The organism is Phormidesmis sp. 146-20, assembly GCF_052939475.1.
In genome coordinates, this window is sequence record NZ_JBJPHT010000040.1 from 46,284 (window position 1) to 62,413 (window position 16,130).

Annotated in this window: 21 protein-coding genes; 15 read left to right on the forward strand and 6 right to left on the reverse strand. The window is 48.5% G+C overall.

Features of this window, described 5'->3' with window-relative positions; all coding sequences use genetic code 11:
- Positions 1 to 232: 232 nt before the first annotated feature.
- Positions 233 to 967 carry a hypothetical protein gene (locus ACKFKH_RS24320; protein ID WP_446860954.1) on the forward strand — a complete coding sequence of 245 codons (735 nt, stop codon included), beginning with the start codon at positions 233 to 235 and terminating at the stop codon, positions 965 to 967.
- A gap of 193 nt (positions 968 to 1,160) precedes the next feature.
- Here ACKFKH_RS24320 and ACKFKH_RS24325 read toward each other — a convergent pair whose 3' ends face one another.
- Positions 1,161 to 2,615 (reverse strand): hypothetical protein, encoded by a 1,455-nt coding sequence (locus tag ACKFKH_RS24325; protein WP_446860955.1) that lies wholly within the window; start codon positions 2,613 to 2,615, stop codon positions 1,161 to 1,163.
- Positions 2,616 to 2,828: 213 nt separating this feature from the next.
- Between ACKFKH_RS24325 and ACKFKH_RS24330 the strand changes: the two genes are divergently transcribed.
- From ACKFKH_RS24330 to ACKFKH_RS24340, 3 genes are all read left to right on the forward strand, one after another.
- Positions 2,829 to 3,839 (forward strand): WD40 repeat domain-containing protein, encoded by a 1,011-nt coding sequence (locus ACKFKH_RS24330; RefSeq protein WP_446860956.1) that lies wholly within the window; start codon positions 2,829 to 2,831, stop codon positions 3,837 to 3,839.
- A 194-nt stretch (positions 3,840 to 4,033) separates the two neighbouring features.
- Positions 4,034 to 4,735 (forward strand): DUF4230 domain-containing protein, encoded by a 702-nt coding sequence (locus tag ACKFKH_RS24335; protein ID WP_446860957.1) that lies wholly within the window; start codon positions 4,034 to 4,036, stop codon positions 4,733 to 4,735.
- Between the two features lie 441 nt (positions 4,736 to 5,176).
- The gene (locus ACKFKH_RS24340; RefSeq protein WP_446860958.1) at positions 5,177 to 5,356 is read left to right on the forward strand and encodes a replication restart DNA helicase PriA; all 180 of its coding nucleotides are present in this window, start codon (positions 5,177 to 5,179) and stop codon (positions 5,354 to 5,356) included.
- A gap of 81 nt (positions 5,357 to 5,437) precedes the next feature.
- Here the strand turns inward: ACKFKH_RS24340 and ACKFKH_RS24345 are convergent, their stop codons facing one another.
- Entirely contained in the window at positions 5,438 to 6,073 is a 636-nt protein-coding gene (locus tag ACKFKH_RS24345) for a 2OG-Fe(II) oxygenase (protein ID WP_446860959.1), read from the reverse strand.
- 187 nt (positions 6,074 to 6,260) lie between these two features.
- Here ACKFKH_RS24345 and ACKFKH_RS24350 point away from each other — a divergent pair, with 187 nt between their 5' ends.
- From ACKFKH_RS24350 to ACKFKH_RS24360, 3 genes are all read left to right on the forward strand, one after another.
- On the forward strand, positions 6,261 to 6,566 hold the full coding sequence (locus ACKFKH_RS24350; RefSeq protein ID WP_446860960.1) for an RNA recognition motif domain-containing protein: 306 nt from the start codon (positions 6,261 to 6,263) through the stop codon (positions 6,564 to 6,566).
- Positions 6,567 to 6,710: 144 nt separating this feature from the next.
- Positions 6,711 to 6,899: a 30S ribosomal protein S21 gene (rpsU, locus tag ACKFKH_RS24355; RefSeq protein ID WP_446860961.1), complete on the forward strand. Its 189-nt coding sequence runs from the start codon at positions 6,711 to 6,713 to the stop codon at positions 6,897 to 6,899.
- Between the two features lie 77 nt (positions 6,900 to 6,976).
- Positions 6,977 to 7,351, forward strand: a complete 375-nt coding sequence (locus ACKFKH_RS24360) for a pentapeptide repeat-containing protein (protein ID WP_446860962.1) — start codon at positions 6,977 to 6,979, stop codon at positions 7,349 to 7,351.
- An 84-nt stretch (positions 7,352 to 7,435) separates the two neighbouring features.
- Here ACKFKH_RS24360 and rlmN read toward each other — a convergent pair whose 3' ends face one another.
- On the reverse strand, positions 7,436 to 8,482 hold the full coding sequence (gene rlmN, locus ACKFKH_RS24365; RefSeq protein WP_446860963.1) for a 23S rRNA (adenine(2503)-C(2))-methyltransferase RlmN: 1,047 nt from the start codon (positions 8,480 to 8,482) through the stop codon (positions 7,436 to 7,438).
- Between the two features lie 144 nt (positions 8,483 to 8,626).
- On the opposite strand from rlmN, the gene ACKFKH_RS24370 reads away from it, so the two are divergent.
- The 7 genes from ACKFKH_RS24370 (at position 8,627) to ACKFKH_RS24400 (ending at position 14,084) form a co-directional block, all read left to right on the forward strand.
- Positions 8,627 to 9,373 (forward strand): ABC transporter ATP-binding protein, encoded by a 747-nt coding sequence (locus tag ACKFKH_RS24370; protein ID WP_446860964.1) that lies wholly within the window; start codon positions 8,627 to 8,629, stop codon positions 9,371 to 9,373.
- Between the two features lie 262 nt (positions 9,374 to 9,635).
- Positions 9,636 to 10,022 carry a Spx/MgsR family RNA polymerase-binding regulatory protein gene (locus tag ACKFKH_RS24375; protein ID WP_446860965.1) on the forward strand — a complete coding sequence of 129 codons (387 nt, stop codon included), beginning with the start codon at positions 9,636 to 9,638 and terminating at the stop codon, positions 10,020 to 10,022.
- A 36-nt stretch (positions 10,023 to 10,058) separates the two neighbouring features.
- Positions 10,059 to 10,463 (forward strand): hypothetical protein, encoded by a 405-nt coding sequence (locus ACKFKH_RS24380; RefSeq protein ID WP_446860966.1) that lies wholly within the window; start codon positions 10,059 to 10,061, stop codon positions 10,461 to 10,463.
- Positions 10,464 to 10,561: 98 nt separating this feature from the next.
- Positions 10,562 to 11,230 carry a nitroreductase family protein gene (locus ACKFKH_RS24385; RefSeq protein WP_446860967.1) on the forward strand — a complete coding sequence of 223 codons (669 nt, stop codon included), beginning with the start codon at positions 10,562 to 10,564 and terminating at the stop codon, positions 11,228 to 11,230.
- A 58-nt stretch (positions 11,231 to 11,288) separates the two neighbouring features.
- Positions 11,289 to 12,014, forward strand: coding sequence for an SDR family oxidoreductase (locus ACKFKH_RS24390; protein WP_446860968.1), 726 nt, complete (start codon positions 11,289 to 11,291; stop codon positions 12,012 to 12,014).
- A gap of 38 nt (positions 12,015 to 12,052) precedes the next feature.
- A complete protein-coding gene (locus tag ACKFKH_RS24395) occupies positions 12,053 to 13,087 on the forward strand; it encodes an aldo/keto reductase (protein WP_446860969.1) in 1,035 nt (344 codons plus the stop codon).
- A gap of 25 nt (positions 13,088 to 13,112) precedes the next feature.
- Positions 13,113 to 14,084 carry a catalase family protein gene (locus ACKFKH_RS24400; RefSeq protein WP_446860970.1) on the forward strand — a complete coding sequence of 324 codons (972 nt, stop codon included), beginning with the start codon at positions 13,113 to 13,115 and terminating at the stop codon, positions 14,082 to 14,084.
- Positions 14,085 to 14,098: 14 nt separating this feature from the next.
- Here ACKFKH_RS24400 and ACKFKH_RS24405 read toward each other — a convergent pair whose 3' ends face one another.
- From ACKFKH_RS24405 to ACKFKH_RS24415, 3 genes are all read right to left on the reverse strand, one after another.
- The gene (locus tag ACKFKH_RS24405) at positions 14,099 to 15,376 is read right to left on the reverse strand and encodes a cytochrome P450 (RefSeq protein WP_446860971.1); all 1,278 of its coding nucleotides are present in this window, start codon (positions 15,374 to 15,376) and stop codon (positions 14,099 to 14,101) included.
- 35 nt (positions 15,377 to 15,411) lie between these two features.
- On the reverse strand, positions 15,412 to 15,615 hold the full coding sequence (locus tag ACKFKH_RS24410) for a hypothetical protein (protein WP_446860972.1): 204 nt from the start codon (positions 15,613 to 15,615) through the stop codon (positions 15,412 to 15,414).
- A gap of 91 nt (positions 15,616 to 15,706) precedes the next feature.
- Positions 15,707 to 15,925, reverse strand: coding sequence for a BrnT family toxin (locus ACKFKH_RS24415; RefSeq protein WP_446860974.1), 219 nt, complete (start codon positions 15,923 to 15,925; stop codon positions 15,707 to 15,709).
- Between ACKFKH_RS24415 and ACKFKH_RS24420 the strand changes: the two genes are divergently transcribed.
- Positions 15,924 to 16,076 carry a diguanylate cyclase domain-containing protein gene (locus ACKFKH_RS24420; RefSeq protein WP_446860973.1) on the forward strand — a complete coding sequence of 51 codons (153 nt, stop codon included), beginning with the start codon at positions 15,924 to 15,926 and terminating at the stop codon, positions 16,074 to 16,076. The two genes, ACKFKH_RS24415 and ACKFKH_RS24420, sit on opposite strands and share 2 nt — an antisense overlap.
- Positions 16,077 to 16,130: the final 54 nt, after the last annotated feature.

The window sequence follows — 16,130 nt, forward strand, 5'->3', positions numbered from 1 at the left end:
GGGATTTCTAGATTGAAGCACTTTTGAAACTCAAGCTAAAATCCCATTGCTTCCCCCAAAAGGCATAGGTTTTGTCGATTGAAACATCTCTTAAAGTAGACTGCCAAAGCATACCTGACGTGACTCTTGATAGAGCGAAAACTAGCTTGAGCACACTACATTCAGATTAAGGAATGAATCAGTTCGTGTAGGTTGATTCTGCCCTCAATCTTTCACTTGTGGAGCGCAAAATATGACTGGGATTTTGGTAGATGCAAGTAGACTAAATCGTTTGACAACTGAGGAGTTAAAAAACGAAATTTTAGCGCTCACACACGACCGAGATGCTGACCCCTTAAACGAGAAAGTTCTGTTTCACAAAAACGAATTGTCTCCTTATTTTGAGGAATTGAGCCAAAGAAATCCTTACCCGATCGCTGCCGAACAAATCCCCGTCGTGTTGGGCGTGTGGACTCCCTACTGGTCAACCATTCCCTTTCATGATGCTTTGCCAGGTCGCATTCACGACGCTTCTTATCAGATTTTTGGCAACCGGGGCTACTATGGCAACATTGCTCGCTATGCGCCAGGTCATCAAGTCAAATTGCTCAATCGATTCTCTTCTTTTCTAGCGGCTTACGACTTTATGGTGCTGCAAAAGTTTGAGGTTAGAGAAGGGGAATGGTACATCCAAAATGTGGGAATCGAGCAGGCTTTCAAACGAAGAGAAGCGCCTTTGACAATCGAGAAAGCTGAAGAGTGGTTTAACACGGTTGTCGAGTCTCGTCTAAGCAATCAAAAAACAGAACTTCCTGAAACGCTGAAGTTAGAAAACTTAGACAAAACCACGGTCAAAAAGTTTGAAAAGACTTACCTGGCAACGCCAAAGTTTGAACATCTTTATGTAGATCACGACTTTCGCCTAGTGAAAACGCAGCGTGAAGCCAAACAAAGACCGTCTTATACGATCGCTATTCGTAGAAAATGAGATATAGCCGTCCTAAATCAGTTGTGAGAATTTTGAAATAGTCCGTTTTTAGTGACTCGCTCTTAGCCATTGATAGAGGGCAGCAACGCCAATTTTCACAACTCAAAAGGGATAGCGATATTCACCAATTTGGATGCAGAATGATCGCTTCAGAAAATAGCTTTGATCTTCTGTGAGGTTCCTTGAGGAAAACTTAGTGATTGCTAATTTTGACGATCGCCCCTTGCTCAGACGGGTATCGACTTTGGCTTGCACTTTTGAGCAGGTTGACTCCTAAAATAAGCACCGTAATAGGAATGCCGATCGACACCAATCCCTTCAAACTGGCGTGCCCTTGTAGTAAGTATTGAGCGCTACTCGAAAGCCCAAACGCCAGACTCGTCAACCCAAACAGGCGAGCAGCAGGAATCAGAGCAGCAATCGTCAACACGATCGAGGCATACCAAGGCATCAACCAGGGCGTAGCGAACAACAACAAAACGAGCGTGACCCAGCCAATATCCTCGGTTAGATGCAGCGGTGTGTCCTCCCAGCGTCGGCAACTTCGCCAAAGTATCCAGGCATAAAACCCCGCAAATCCTGCGAGAGTCACCCGGACAACTCCCAGAAGAATAACCTGCTGTTGGGCAAGCGTCAGCGTTTCAGGAGAAAAAATTCTCACGAGATCTAGCCCAAACTTAGCGATCGTATGCAGCGACGACTGATATTGGCCAGCGACACCCGGATTAAGCAAACTGCTCCAGGCTTGAATTTCAGGAAAGGCAGTTACCGATAACAAGGCGATCAAGACTATTGAGAACACTATTGCGTTAATTAAGGCTTGCCAACGACGCTGACGAATCAAAAAAACAGCTACCAGAGGCATCCAAACTAATGGAATGGTTTTGGAGAGAAAGCCCGCCCACAATGCCACAAAGCTTCCCCAATAGTGCTGTCGCAGCAGACTGACTGCTAACACAATTAGACTCGTAGACACCAAAACATCTACGTGTGCAGAAGCAATCTGCTCCATCAACAATAGGGGGTTGATTAAGTAAGCGATCGTGACTTTATCGCGGCTCAAATTTCCTTGAGAATTCATCGGCAACGATCGCCAAATTAAGTAGCCGTTGAGAATATGAAATCCCAAACAGATCGCTTTGAAGCTGTAAACGCTGAGAATCGGATCGAGCGATAAAACTGCGGCCGATAGTGTAAAAAAGAACTGAGAAACAGGCCCATAGGTCGAAGTTTGTCCCCAATCCACAAAGGGAGACAATTCGGATACAAACACCCCAGCCCTCACCAAAAATGGGTTGGCATGACTCAGATTCATCAGCCCCGCATGGAGGTAAAGATAGACATCATTCCCCAGCGGATAAGCGATAAAAGCAAGTAAAAGAAAAGTGGCTGCCTTTCGCAATAGGGTGAAGAAATGAGAGGGGGCCGTCGATCGCGAGTCGTCAAACAACCAGATTAGATAGAGAACCGCCAGCACAAGATAGGTGCCTCCGATCTCAATTTGGTTGGCCAGGCTCGAAAAAGTCGCAAATTTCTTTCCACCCGCCAAAATGTAGTGAAACTTATCTAACCCCAGATTAACGAGAGCAACGCTCAAATAAGTCGCGCAGAATAAAGCACTCGCCGTCAATATTCCTGCTTTCTTCACGTAGTTTTTTGAATAATTTTATATAAATATAACATTGGCCAAAGTGACATAATCTGACCCGTGACAGAGGCTTATTTTTGCAGCAAATCGGTTAACTTTGGGAAGCGCAAAACGATCGATTACCATTGATGGTTTTTTGAGAAAGCGTCCATCCTCTAGATACGGGGGCGATCGCTCAGATTCAGGTTCTTTTATTGAGAAATACAGACAGACGTGCTTAAAAGACGTGGGTGGCTGATTTTAGGAGTCGTTGCAACGATCGCAGTTTTGACGGTTTCCTATTTCCTGTTGGGTCAAAGTATTGCTGCCCGTCTGCCCCAAAGCGTCTGTGTCTCTGCCTACGAAGCGGGAATTCTCTGTTATCGACAACCTAAACTACTCTTTAGTCAGAAAACCACGGCGATCGCCACCAGTCCCAATGGCAAGCTTTTGGCCAGCACCAGCGAATCGACCATCTATCTATGGGATTTGCAAACCGAACGGTTTACCACGCTCAAAGGGCACAAAGATTGGGTGAGCGCGATCGCGTTTAGTCCCGATGGTCAAATTTTGGCGAGCGCCAGCCTCGATCGCAGCGTCAAGTTGTGGAGCCTCAAAACGGGCGCACTTTTGGCGACCTTCTACACTGGGCGCGTCACTTGTCTCACTTTTAGTCCCGATGGTCGCACACTAGCGACGGGCAGCCGACTTTCTAAATGGGCGGATGGCTCCTATAGTCGGATGGGCGTACAGTTTTGGGATGTAGAAACTCGCCAATGGATCGATAGTCTGGGAGATCAGCCCGTGACCGCGATCGCCTACAGCCCCAACGGAACCCAACTCGCGATCGGAAATCGCAAAACTCAAATCTGGCAGCTAAAAACTCAAAAACTTTTGCACACCCTCAATTCAGGTGATTTGACAGCGCTACTCTTTACCCCTGATGGCGAAGCGTTACTAACAGCCAGCAGTCGCATCAAGCAGTGGGATGTCAGATCGGGAGACCTGACACACACGTTCTCTTCGGGCGCATCTGATCTGGCATTGAGTCCTGATGGCGTGACGCTGGCCACCGGAACGGGTGGAACCGTGCAACTCTGGCAGCTCGACAACGAACAACTCTCTGGTATTCTACGAGGCTCTTGGCACAGTAGCGTATCGGTCGAGTTTGGGCTAGGAGGGCGAACGATCGTCAGTAGTGGCAGTGACGGCATTCGAGTGTGGCGACCCGATGAAGAATTGTGATAGCTAGAAGGCTTTGATTTGGGCTTGGGACTCTGGATATTAAACCAAACAGCCTCAAAGTTTCTAACGTCTTCTAGCGTCCAAGGTCTAGCGTCCATTGCTTAATCTCCACCAAATTCTACATCTCCACTTGACACTAAATCTCAGCCTAAACAGTTACAATGCCCTGTGATTGGCGTAAGAGGCACGAGAGAATGCGGCAAAAAGATCGCCAGAAACGGGGCACTCAAGGATTTGTGCGATTCAAAAATCTGGGGCTGATTGTGGCGGGTAGCCTGCTGGTTGTGGGGACGATGACCGCGATCGGCGTTTTGCGATCAGGCGATCAGTTCTTTAGTAGAGTGGGCACGCTGTTTAGCAATCCTCAGCCTGAGCCGAAGGTAGAAGCGCGATCGGTTGTTATTCAGCAGATTCGAGATGCCAGCGAGTTGACGACCGCGGTCTTCACAATGGAAGCAGTTGTGCCAACACAGCAGGATGCGACAGTGGGCGGCTTTGTAGTGGGGACGACAAAACTTCTCTACATTGCTTACGGAGAGGTGCGGGCGGGCGTAGATTTGAGTGCTTTAAAGCCTGAAGATGTGCAGGTTGTGGGGCAAAGGTTGAAGTTAAGATTACCGCCGCCTCGTGTGTTAGACAGCAAAATTGACGTAAATCGCTCCAAAGTTTACGACTACAACCGGGGAGTTTTGGGGTTGGGGCCGGATGTCGCGCCTGTGCTGCAAGACCTGGCCCAGAAGGAAGCGCTCAAAAAAATTCAGGCGGCGGCTGTGACCGATGGAGTGCTACAACGAGCTAACGATCGAGCAAAACTGGTCGTCACCCAACTGGTCAAAGTGCCAGGAATTCAGGAAGTTGTCATCGAAACTCAGCCGCCAACTTTGAGCGATCGTTAAACTTAATGAGTCAAAAAGTTTACTCAGTTCTGAGCGTATTAACTCTATTTAAGATTTATACACTGAGTAATATTAAAGACTTTTAGATTCTAAAAGTAAGTATTTGTAGGTATTCTTTCCGTTAAAGATTGAGAAATTCTCTAAATAACTGTTTTTTAGTCAGTGGATTCTGAGAAGCGATCATAAGACTATAAATTCGGGGATCACTCTATTGATAGGTGATCCCCAGGATTCTTCAATCTTAAAATTAATATAAACATTGCTGACATAAGGCATAAATACTTATCATAATAAAGAGGTCAACACAGAATAAACTTTCACGAAAGTCGCCTGACTCAGTAGTTTTAGATACATTTTTTGTTTTTGACAATTCAGACGGGTCATTTTTGGGTGAAATCGTCTTTCTCAAGTTCAACTTTTTGAAAATTGCTGAGGTTTAAAATGCAAACGGTACAAACAGTTCGGTGTCCAAATTGTGGCAGTCACGCCGAGCGTCACCACCTCGAAAGTAATCACCTGACCCGTACTCAGTGCCCCACTTGTGATTATTTGATGATCACCTGCGCGAAGACGGGCAAAGTGATCGAGGCTTACGCCCCTGGGATTTATGCGCGGCGGTGAGGGATGAGGGATGAGGGATGAGGGATGAGGGATGAGGGATGAAAGAAAGAGTCCGTCCCTCTGTCTATTGTTCTGAAATGTTTATGGCTCAGACTTCGATCGCTTTGAGATACCAGCAGGCGCTCGCTTTCCCACAACTCTTGACTCCACTGTGAATTCGGGGATTTCTTGCAGTTCGGTATCACTCAAGCAGTACTGTTCGCAAACCAGACTGAGCCGAGTTCCGGTAGATTTGACCGCATTGACCGAGTGAGTTAAGTCGCCCTGAAAATGGACAAGCTGATTGACTTGAGGTTTGATCTGCCCAACTTGTTGCTTGTGATTTCGTAAGATCAATTCTCCGCCCTGCAAGTCTGAAACTACCTGCACATAAAGAACGCTGACGATCGCAGGGGGCAGAATTGTCTTGCAATAAGACCGTAGGGAGCGATCGATATGAGGATCGACCCGTGACCCTTCTTTGAGAAGCAACGGATTGAGATAAAACGCATTGCAATCGGGCTGAAGCGCCAGGTCTAAATAAAGTTTGAAAAAGGGAAACATTCGCTCAACTTTTTCTTTTCCAGACTGTTGAAATACCACAGAAAATCCCTTTGTATTGACAAAATCACGATTCAAATTGTTAAGTGCAAAATAAGGACAAGCTGAAATTTCTCCACGAAGATCATTCAAGTAAGCAACCGGAAAGGCATTGGAGTGTTGGCGATAGTATTTCACAGCAATTCAATCAAGCGTTAAATGACAAAATGAGAGACGTTTACTTTTATTACATCTAGTTTATCAACCGTATGATCCCTAATCTTGTGTTAGATTGTTGGTTAGGAATTATTTTCGGCCGTGTAATCCGTTTTTTAAGCGTTTCTCCGAATCTACTCTCTACATTCACTGATTCTGGAGATACTCCATGTCTATTTACGTTGGTAACCTTTCTTATGAGGTCACTCAAGACGATCTCACGCGGACTTTTGCTGAGTATGGCGATGTCAAACGTGTACAGCTTCCCACCGATCGTGAAACGGGTCGTCTGCGCGGCTTTGCATTTGTAGAAATGGGCACCGAGGCCGAAGAAACCGCAGCGATCGAAGCCCTCGATGGCGCTGAATGGATGGGTCGCGATCTCAAAGTCAACAAAGCCAAACCCCGCGAAGAAAGAGGATCTTCAGGTGGCGGAAGCTGGGGCAACAAAGGTGGTTCTTCTCGTCGTTATTAAGGATTAAGACCAAGAGCACTCTACTCTAAAGTCTTGGGGGTGGACGAAGAGTCTGCCCTTTTTTTATGGAGATGGGAGAGGTTAGATTTCGGATTTTGATTCGTGCCCTCTTACCCGGATCAGCCAACTTAATGAGGAAATCGGATGACCCAAGTGACTCCTGGTGAAAGTGAAGGGATTGAGTCCGTGTTACGCCGATTCAAACGAGAAGTTTCTAAAGCAGGCATCTTTCCAGACATGCGAAAACATCGACATTTTGAGACTCCGATCGAGAAGCGAAAACGCAAAACCCTCGCCATGCACAAACAACGTAAGCGGAAGTTTCGCTATTAGGTGATGGTCAAAAGGGCGGCTCTAAAATCTGATTCGCGAATCAAAATTCATCCTGCATTCCTCATCCCCAATTTCCTATGAATACCAAAGAATTCTTGAGTCGATATCACGCCGGACAACGAGACTTTAAAGACCTGAATTTGATGGCCGCAAATCTGAGAAATCTAAATTTGAGTGGCGTTAATTTGACTGGAGCAAACCTCACCAAAGCAAATTTGACTCGCACCAATTTAAGTCGAGCAAATCTCACAAATGCCATTTTGACCGGGACAAACTTAACCGAAACCAATTTAACTAAGGCAAACTTAACGAATGCTAATTTGAGTGATACCAATCTCAAGGATGCAAACCTAACTCAGGCTCATCTGCGCGGTGCCGTTATGCCAGAGGGTGAAAATTCTATGGTGAGCCAAGTGCAATCTTCCTTAATTGAGGACTCGATCGCCTATTGAGCGTCAGTTCGACAAAGGGGTTTCGCTTCGTTACCAGGCACTTCTGACTTCCAAGCCGCCAATTCTGGGAGACTAGCGACGACTCTAACCGCCCGTCTTGGAGGCTCTCAACTGCCCACAGGCTGCGTCTGCTTCTAATCCACGGGGCCGCCGCACACTCACCGCAACATGTCGATTTTTGAGCGCATTGACGAAGGTTTGGATGCGACGCTGATCCGGTTTTTGATAGTCAACTTCACTGATCGGATTGTAAGGAATCAAATTGACGTGACTCTGGAAGCCTCGAAGGTGATTGGCAAGCTCGATCGCATGGTCTTCGCAGTCATTCAATCCGGCTAACAGAATGTATTCAAACGTGACGCGCCGCCCGGTGATTTTGACATATTCGCGGCATTCGTCGAGGAGCGCTTCTAGCGGATATTGGCGGGCACTGGGAATCAACTGTTCGCGTAGCGCTTGATTGGAGGCATGAAGACTGACAGCAAGGGTCGCTTGCAGGTGATGGTCGGCGAGTCGTTGGATTTTACCGGGAATGCCGACTGTGGAGATGGTGATCAGTCGCTGACCGATGCCAATGTCTTCATTAATCGATTTAACCGCACCCAAAACATTGTCGCTGTTGAGCAACGGTTCGCCCATGCCCATAAATACAACGTTGCTAACTCGCTGCTGAAACACTTCTTGCACCGTCAGCACTTGATCAACAATTTCGTGACGTTCTAGATTGCGCGTAAAGCCGCCCTTGCCCGTCGCACAAAAATCACACGCCATCGGACAGCCCACCTGCGACGACACACAGACCGTCAGCCGCTTCTCAGTCGGGATGCCCACGGTTTCGACAATTTGCCCGTCGCGCAGTTGCAGCAAAAATTTGATCGTGCCGTCAAGCGCCTTTGCCTGATAGTGAATCTTGGAGCGCCCGATCGCATACTCCGCCAAATTTTCGCGCCACTGTTTGGGAAACACAGAAATCTCCGTCAGCGATCGCGCCCCTTTTTGATAAATCCACTGGTGAAGCTGCCGCGATCGATAAGCGGGTTGTTGATGGTGCTGCACCCAATCGGTCAGTTCTGCAAGGGATGCGCCGACTAATGGCTTGTGGCTGACAGATGGCTCAATTTGCTGGATCACGGCGAGATCGAGATAAGGGGAATTCCTATTCTAAGCTGAGATCCGCGATCGACGGCTCCCAAATCGAGATGGACTCAAGAAGGCGCGATCGAACTGACCAAATTTGTTTAAGATTTATGAAGGTTTAATCAGTGGAACGCTAACATGACAGTGAAATCGGGGTCAAAGTCCTCTTCATCATCAGAATTTTCTACGCCCACCGGAGGCGCTCTGGTGCAAATCGAGAATCTCAGCAAAACCTTTCAAGAAGGGGAGATGCAAAGGACGGTTCTCAATCAGGTTAGTTTCACCTTTGAGCCGGGAGAATTTGTGGTGCTGCTGGGTCACAGTGGGAGTGGTAAAAGCACTCTGCTCAACCTGATTAGCGGCATCGATCAGCCGTCGTCAGGAGTTGTCAAAGTGAATGGTGTTTCGGTGACTGAGCTAGACGAACGATCGCGCACTCTTTTACGTCGAGACCAAATCGGCTTTGTGTTTCAATTCTTCAATCTCATTCCGACGCTGACCGTCTTAGAGAATGTAACGCTGCCTCAAGAATTAGCGGGGCGATCGTCGCAGGTCGCTCAACAGTCAGCGATGAAGCTTTTAGAACAGGTCGAACTCGCCGATCGCAAAGACACCTTTCCAGACAAACTTTCTGGTGGACAACAACAGCGGGTGGCGATCGCGCGTGCTTTGGCGCACAGTCCCCTTTTGGTGCTGGCTGACGAACCCACCGGAAACCTCGACGAAGAAACCGGACAGCGCGTTTTAGAGATTCTGCTAGATCTGGTTCGTGCGACCAATAAGACGTTGGTAATGGCCACCCACAATCCTGACATTGCGCGACGAGCCGATCGGGTGCTCAGAGTTCAAGATGGGCAGTTGACAGTCACTCAAGCGGGCGATTAGCTTCGCAAGTTCCTTCAAATAAAACCGCTCACCAAAACGAAGTCTGCCCTCACAGACCAGAAAAGCGCTTTAACTTGGTAGGTTTCGTGCTGATAGCCGCAAATTGATTGAACTTCTGGATTTATTGAATTCACCATCCTGAGAACGACTCTGAGAGAATGCTTTAACCTGCGGAGGCGGATTCTGTTCTAATTGCAAATTCATTCGCCCGGTTTAATTCAATCTTCGACCCTTGTTGAAAATCATCCATTCACACGAACTCATGACCCTGAAAGTTTACGGAATTCCGACTTGCAACACCTGCAAAAGAGCACTTAAATGGCTGCAAGAAAATGAGATCGCATTTGAATTTATCAACACCAAAAATCATCCACCCGATCGAGCACAAATCACAAACTGGGTACAAACCCTCGGCAGCAAACCCATGAGAAATACCTCTGGGCAATCTTATCGAGCGATCTCTTCGAGTTACCCGCAAGGGGTCGCAGACGACAAACAAACCTGGACAGATGACCAGTGGATCGCCGCTTTTGCTCAAGATGCCATGTTGCTCAAACGCCCGTTGTTTGTCAGACAAGAGACTGCGCTGCTGGTCGGTTTTCCAGACAAATCAGAGCATTTGGAGAAGCTGACGCTTAAAAATTTATGACAAGATGAAGAAAGTTTTTGCGGGCAACACAGTCTGATGTCTTCAACTCCTTCATCGCTTGATTTACCCTTCCAACGACTCCGAGAACTGCGTCTGGCAATGCTGCACCTTCACAAAGCACTGCTCGACTCAGAGCGGGTTGTCTATGAACAGTTTCACGGGCGCATCAAAACCAACGTCGAATTTTTTCAGCTTGTAACCGAGCATGAATGGTTTAATTGGCTGCGTCCCATTTCGCAACTGATCGTCAAAATCGACGAAGCCACCAGCGCCAAAGAACCGATGACGATCGCCCAAGCCAACCAACTGATCGACGAAGCCCGATCGCTCCTGCAACCGTCTCAAACAGGCACTCTGGGAGCGCGACAGCTTTATCGGGCCATTCAACGTGACCCCCAGGTGGCGATGCTGCAAGCTAAAGTTACCCAGTTGGTCAGCTAATTTTCTTTGGCAGGTTATCTAAAATTGTGAATTAATACTTGTGTAGACCCGATCGCATCTATCAGTCAGTTTCAACTCACAATCCCCTGGAGCAACTCATGAACCTTCCCACTTCTCAATCCGGCCCGCTTGATGTGGCGGCCGCGATCGTTCAGCGTCGAGCCATCAAAAACTTTAAGCCAGACGAAATTCCTCTAGCCCTACTGCATCAACTGGTAGACCTGACGATCGCCGCTCCGAGTAGTTTTAATCTACAAAGTTGGCGAATTGTGTTGGTGCAAGATGAGGCTCAAAAAGCCGCCCTGAGTGCCGCCTGTTGGGGACAACCTCAAATCACCCAAGCCCCTGTCACCTTTGTGTTTGCTGCTGACTCGGATGCCTGGAAAGAAGACCGGACAGCTTTCTACGAAACGGCGGTTCAACTCGGAAACCTGACTCCTCAAGCGGTGGAATATCTGCAAGACGCGATCCCACAGTTTCAGTCCGCCCTGGGCGAAAAGAACCGAGAGTACGCCGTCAAAGATGCCATGATCGCTGCAACGCATCTCGTTCTGGCAGCCCAAAGTTACGGGTTGGCGACCTGCTTTATGAACGGTTGGGTCGAAGATCAGGTCAAAGCGGTGATCGGGGCAGCCGACCAGCCCAACATCGCGATCGCCGTCGTCATCCCGGTTGGATTTGCCGCAGAACCCCGCAAAGATCCGGGTCGCTACCCCGTCAGTCACAATGTCTTCGTCGATCGCCTGAGCAACCCCTACGGCAGCTAAACCTGCTTCTGCTCGATCCTTTGTAGAATGGCTCCAAACGTCTCCGTGAGGAATGCCTGTGTCTCTTGCAAATCAAAAAGTGGTGGTCATTGGGGCGAGTTCTGGAATTGGGCTGGCCGTCTCTCATGCGGTCGCCCGTGAAGGCGCAAACCTGGTCATGTGTAGCCGATCGTCAGAAACGCTCAATCAGGCAAAAGCGACCGTTCTCGGCAATGTCGAAAGCTTTGCAGTCGATATGACTCAGGAATCTGAGGTGGTCCAATTATTTACTCAGATTGGCACCCTCGATCATCTGGTGATTACAGCGGCCGCTAACGAACTTGACCGTCGAGGACGATTGACTGAGTTGACCACCGAGCAAGCACAGCGCAGTTTTGATAAATTTTGGGGCCACTTCTACGCAGCCAGATCCGCCGCTCCCAAACTCTCATCGACTGGCTCGATCACTTTCTTTTCGGGGGTGTCTGCCTTCAAGCCAGCAAAAGAGGGAATGGCGGTTTTGGCCGCAGTAAATGGAGCGATCGCCACCCTGGGACGATCGCTGGCGGTTGAGTTGGCTCCCATTCGTGTAAATGTCGTGGCTCCTGGTGTCGTCGATACTGCCGTGTGGGATAGCCTTCCCGAAGCCGATTACAATTCTATGCTCACGTCTATGCAGCAGTCGCTTCCAGTGGGTCGAGTCGGGACGGCGGAAGACATTGCTCAAAGTGTTATTTATCTGATGACAAATCCTTATACGACTGGCGTTGTTTTACCAGTTGATGGTGGTTTATTGCTCATGTAGTCTGATTCATTCCTAAACTCATTACTTTAGAGGTCACGATGCGATACAAACTTTTGGGACACAGTGGTTTACGAGTTTCTGAACTCTGTCTCGGCACGATGACGTTTGGTGAAGATTGGGGGTGGGGCGGCTCGTATGAAGAAAGTCGAAAAATGTTTGATGCCTTTGGCGAAGCGGGCGGCAATTTTATCGATACCGCTAACCTGTACACGAATGGCACGAGCGAAAAATATGTCGGTGAATTTATCGCCAGCGATCGTGAAAAATGGGTCGTCGCGACCAAGTATTCGCTCAATATGGGCAACGCTGGAATGAACGCCGTTGGCAATCACCGCAAGAACATGGTGCAAGCCGTCGAAGCGAGTCTCAAACGCCTAAATACCGAACACATTGACCTACTCTGGCTACATGCCTGGGATTCCACAACGCCCGTCGAAGAAGTGATGCGTGCCTTTGATGATCTGGTGCGATCGGGCAAGATTTTTTACATTGGCATTTCGGATACGCCTGCGTGGATTATTTCTCAAGCCAACACGATCGCGAATCTGCGCGGCTGGACTCCCTTTATCGGACTGCAAATCGAATATTCCCTCAAAGAACGCACACCCGAACGCGACTTGCTGCCAATGGCGCAGGCGTTTGATATTGGCGTGACGGCTTGGAGTCCTTTAGCGGGCGGACTTTTAACAGGCAAATACAACAAACCCGAACCTGCCGACGGACGCTTAAGCAATCCCAATATGTCTTCTCCGGTGAGCGAGCGCGATTTGAGCATTGCCCAAGAAGTGATTCACATCGCCGAAGCGATCGGGCGAACCCCTTCACAAGTAGCGTTAAATTGGCTGATTCAGCAAAAGTTGGGAGTGATTCCGATCGTCGGGTCGCGCAAGCTTGATCAGCTTAAAGAAAATCTCGCCTGCACCGAGTTTCAGCTAACATCAGAACAGCTCCAACGATTGAATCAAGTCAGCGCGATCGAGCTAGGGTTTCCCCACGATTTTCTCAAAAGCCCGATGGTACAGGACTTTGCCTTTGGAGGAACCCTGGCAAAAATCGATAATCTGCGCGTTTAACCCCATTCACTTGAGGAAAAAGATGATGAGCGATCCGACCTCTGAATCCGTCATGACCGACGCAGTGTTGGCAGCCAATCTAAAAGCACAGCAAGAAAAAGGGCCTGACCTGCGGCAAGTTCACTCCAAAAGTCACGGCTGCGTCTGGGGAGAATTTACAGTGACAGAAACGCTACCAGACTCGCTCAAAGTCGGGATTTTTGCCAACGCTCAAACCTATCCCGCGTGGGTGCGATTTTCTAACGGATCGGAGCCTGAAAAACGGGGCAAACTGAAGAGCGATCGCGAACCCGATGCCCGCGGTTTGGCTATCAAACTGATGAATGTCGAAGGCGAAAAAGTTCTGGACGATGAAGAAAAAACGCAGGACTTTATCCTGTTAAATCATCCCGTTTTTTTTGTGCGAAATGTTCAAGGTTACATTGATCTAGCCAGAGCCAGCACCGATCCCGAAGTGGCCAAAGCAATGCAGCCCACATTTGCAATTTTGCAGCAGATTGGCAGCAAGACGGTTACAAATCCGCTCCACATTGAATATTGGAGTACAACCCCCTATAAGCTCGGTAACCAAGCGATCAAATTCTCTGTAAAACCTCACACTTCAGACACAGGCGGCACGATACCCGATTCGGAAAACTACTTGCGCGAGGCAATGGTCGCCCATCTGAGTGAGCAAGATGCTCAGTTTGACTTCTTGGTACAACGATTTGTGGATGAGGAGAAAACGCCGATCGAAGACCCCATGCAAGAATGGAAAGCTGAAGATGCGCCCTACTTAAAGGTGGCGACGTTGAGAATTCCCAGTCAGGTGTTTGACTTTGAGGAGCGAAAGCGGTTAGACGAAGGGCTGTCTTTTTCACCGTGGCACACGCTGCCCGATCACGAACCCCTAGGCAGCGTCAATCTGGCTCGTAAGAAGATTTATCAGACGATCGCTCAAGCCCGCCGTGACACCATCCAGCAGCGCCTCAGAGAACCTTCTCCCCATGGCCAGTAGTTTGTGTGGGATCTTCAGCCCAATCGCTCAAATTTCACCTTGAGTCCATCTTTGGGGCGACGAGTGGGAATCAGCACCGCTTTGAGACTCTGATTGGGCGATAGTTTCCAGTGATAATTTCGCAAGAGGTGAGCGGCGACGAGTTTCATTTCAAGTTTGGCAAAGGCAAGTCCGATACAAATACGCGAACCGCCTCCAAACCCGATTAGACTAAAGGGCTTTTGTTTGGTGTTGTAAAAGCGATCGGGGTTAAATTGTTCTGGGTCAGGATACAGATCTGGCAAACGGTGAGTCAACAGAATCGAATATTGCGCCAGCCAGCCAGCCGGGACGTGATAGCCGTTAAATTCAAAGGGTTTGATCACACCTCGAAACCCGCCGCCTACAGGAGGATGCAGCCGTTCGATTTCATTAAAAACCTGATCCAGGTAGGGCATTTTGCTGATCTGCTCAACGGTCACATTTCCTGGTGGCTGCTCGTCTCTGGCTTGTTGCAAAACTTCGGGATGGCGACCAAGCTCTAGACAAAACCAGGTCAGCATCGAGGTGGTGGTTTCGTGACCTGCAAACAACAGCAGCATTGCCTGATCGCGAATTTCTTCTAGCGTCAAACGGTTTCCGTCTTCGTCGATCGCTCCGATCAACAAACTAAGCGCGTCATCGGTGGGGTTAGATCTGCGCTGTTCGATGACAGTGGTTAGATGGTCGAGCAATTTCTGACGAGCGGCGAGTCCCTTTCTGAGAGAACTTCCTGGCAGATTGCTTAAGCTAAATAAGCCATTCGTTAGTGTCGTAAAAAGCTGACTGAGGCGATCGCTTTCCTTTCCTGGATTGGTTCCCAAAAAGATTTGGCTGGCGATATCAAAGGTGAGCTTTTTGAATTCGTCGTACCATATGAATTCTTGTTGCTGCTCCCATTTTTGTAGATAGCGCTGAGTGATGTCATCCATGCTACAAAAGTATCGCGCCAGTGCTGCTCCATGAAAAGCTGGCATGATCAGTTTTCGATTGCGACGGTGTTCTTCGCCTTCTTGCACAAAGAGCGATCGACCCAGCAAACTCTTAAACGTATCGGGCCAGCCTTCTCGCCACGAAAAGTGATCAAAGTGACTCGACAGCAAAAATTCAACCGCCTCAGCACCCACCATAAACACAGTCGGTCTACCGATAATATGGCTTTTGAAAATTGGCCCATACTGCTGATAGCGTTTCTGCACAAAGTTAGGATCAAGGACGAATTGCAGCGTTTCGCCAATCAAAGGTAACCCAGTTTTTCCGGGGGGAAGAGGCATAAGTTGTCAGCTTCTTTGGAGAAGTACATAGACCATTAGACCATTAGACCTGAGTTGATCGCTGCTTTGAGCTTTTGAATTGCGGTGTGCTGAGTGTGTCCCTGCCCAACGATGCCATTTTCGAGACACCAGACCCTGCACCAACTACTCGCTGCACCGGCAGCAAACAGTTCAACCGTTTTGATTTGAATCTCCTGGTTACCTTCGCTGGTGTTAGTTTTGATCGGGGCTTGGCTCAAATGTCGATAAGGATTCCCTCAAACGGCTTGGCTGAAGTCTTACTCATTCAACATTCCATCGTCTGCGATCGCGCCCTCACTGGCGTTGTGTCTAGGTTCCTCGTTCATAGTTTTGCCTCTCTGATGGGGTTGCAGGACGGGCGCTGATGATCCGAATATTACTGTCGCGATCGCAGTGAACGACAAGAAGCAGTCTTTGCCCAGTGGAGTATCCCAAGATCAGAAAGCGGGATTCATTAAGCCAGGTTTTACTGTCAGGATCTGGAGCGACCCCTTGCGGGTAACTCGAAGAGATCGCACATACAAGGATGCAACCGCGTCATACCATGCCTTTTCGTGTCACTTCTCTACGGCAACAAGTGCAGCGAGAACAAAAGCTGTTGTCTCTAACTTTACGCGACGTGGATTATTTCAAATGCTACAATGATTGCTATAGACATCAGGAAAGCGATCAAGCCTAAAGCCTCATTCCAGGATTTAGAAAGAGGCTTTAGGCTTTTGGTTGAGATAGAGGT

What these genes read in the sequence shown, in the direction of transcription:
- ACKFKH_RS24320 (WP_446860954.1), top strand. Translation starts at nt 233, where the DNA reads ATGACTGGGATTTTGGTAGATGCAAGTAGACTAAATCGTTTGACAACT.
- ACKFKH_RS24335 (WP_446860957.1), top strand. Translation starts at nt 4,034, where the DNA reads ATGCGGCAAAAAGATCGCCAGAAACGGGGCACTCAAGGATTTGTGCGA.
- ACKFKH_RS24340 (WP_446860958.1), top strand. Translation starts at nt 5,177, where the DNA reads ATGCAAACGGTACAAACAGTTCGGTGTCCAAATTGTGGCAGTCACGCC.
- ACKFKH_RS24350 (WP_446860960.1), top strand. Translation starts at nt 6,261, where the DNA reads ATGTCTATTTACGTTGGTAACCTTTCTTATGAGGTCACTCAAGACGAT.
- rpsU (WP_446860961.1), top strand. Translation starts at nt 6,711, where the DNA reads ATGACCCAAGTGACTCCTGGTGAAAGTGAAGGGATTGAGTCCGTGTTA.
- ACKFKH_RS24360 (WP_446860962.1), top strand. Translation starts at nt 6,977, where the DNA reads ATGAATACCAAAGAATTCTTGAGTCGATATCACGCCGGACAACGAGAC.
- ACKFKH_RS24370 (WP_446860964.1), top strand. Translation starts at nt 8,627, where the DNA reads ATGACAGTGAAATCGGGGTCAAAGTCCTCTTCATCATCAGAATTTTCT.
- ACKFKH_RS24375 (WP_446860965.1), top strand. Translation starts at nt 9,636, where the DNA reads ATGACCCTGAAAGTTTACGGAATTCCGACTTGCAACACCTGCAAAAGA.
- ACKFKH_RS24380 (WP_446860966.1), top strand. Translation starts at nt 10,059, where the DNA reads ATGTCTTCAACTCCTTCATCGCTTGATTTACCCTTCCAACGACTCCGA.
- ACKFKH_RS24385 (WP_446860967.1), top strand. Translation starts at nt 10,562, where the DNA reads ATGAACCTTCCCACTTCTCAATCCGGCCCGCTTGATGTGGCGGCCGCG.
- ACKFKH_RS24395 (WP_446860969.1), top strand. Translation starts at nt 12,053, where the DNA reads ATGCGATACAAACTTTTGGGACACAGTGGTTTACGAGTTTCTGAACTC.
- ACKFKH_RS24400 (WP_446860970.1), top strand. Translation starts at nt 13,113, where the DNA reads ATGAGCGATCCGACCTCTGAATCCGTCATGACCGACGCAGTGTTGGCA.
- ACKFKH_RS24405 (WP_446860971.1), bottom strand. Translation starts at nt 15,376, where the DNA reads ATGCCTCTTCCCCCCGGAAAAACTGGGTTACCTTTGATTGGCGAAACG.
- ACKFKH_RS24420 (WP_446860973.1), top strand. Translation starts at nt 15,924, where the DNA reads ATGCAACCGCGTCATACCATGCCTTTTCGTGTCACTTCTCTACGGCAA.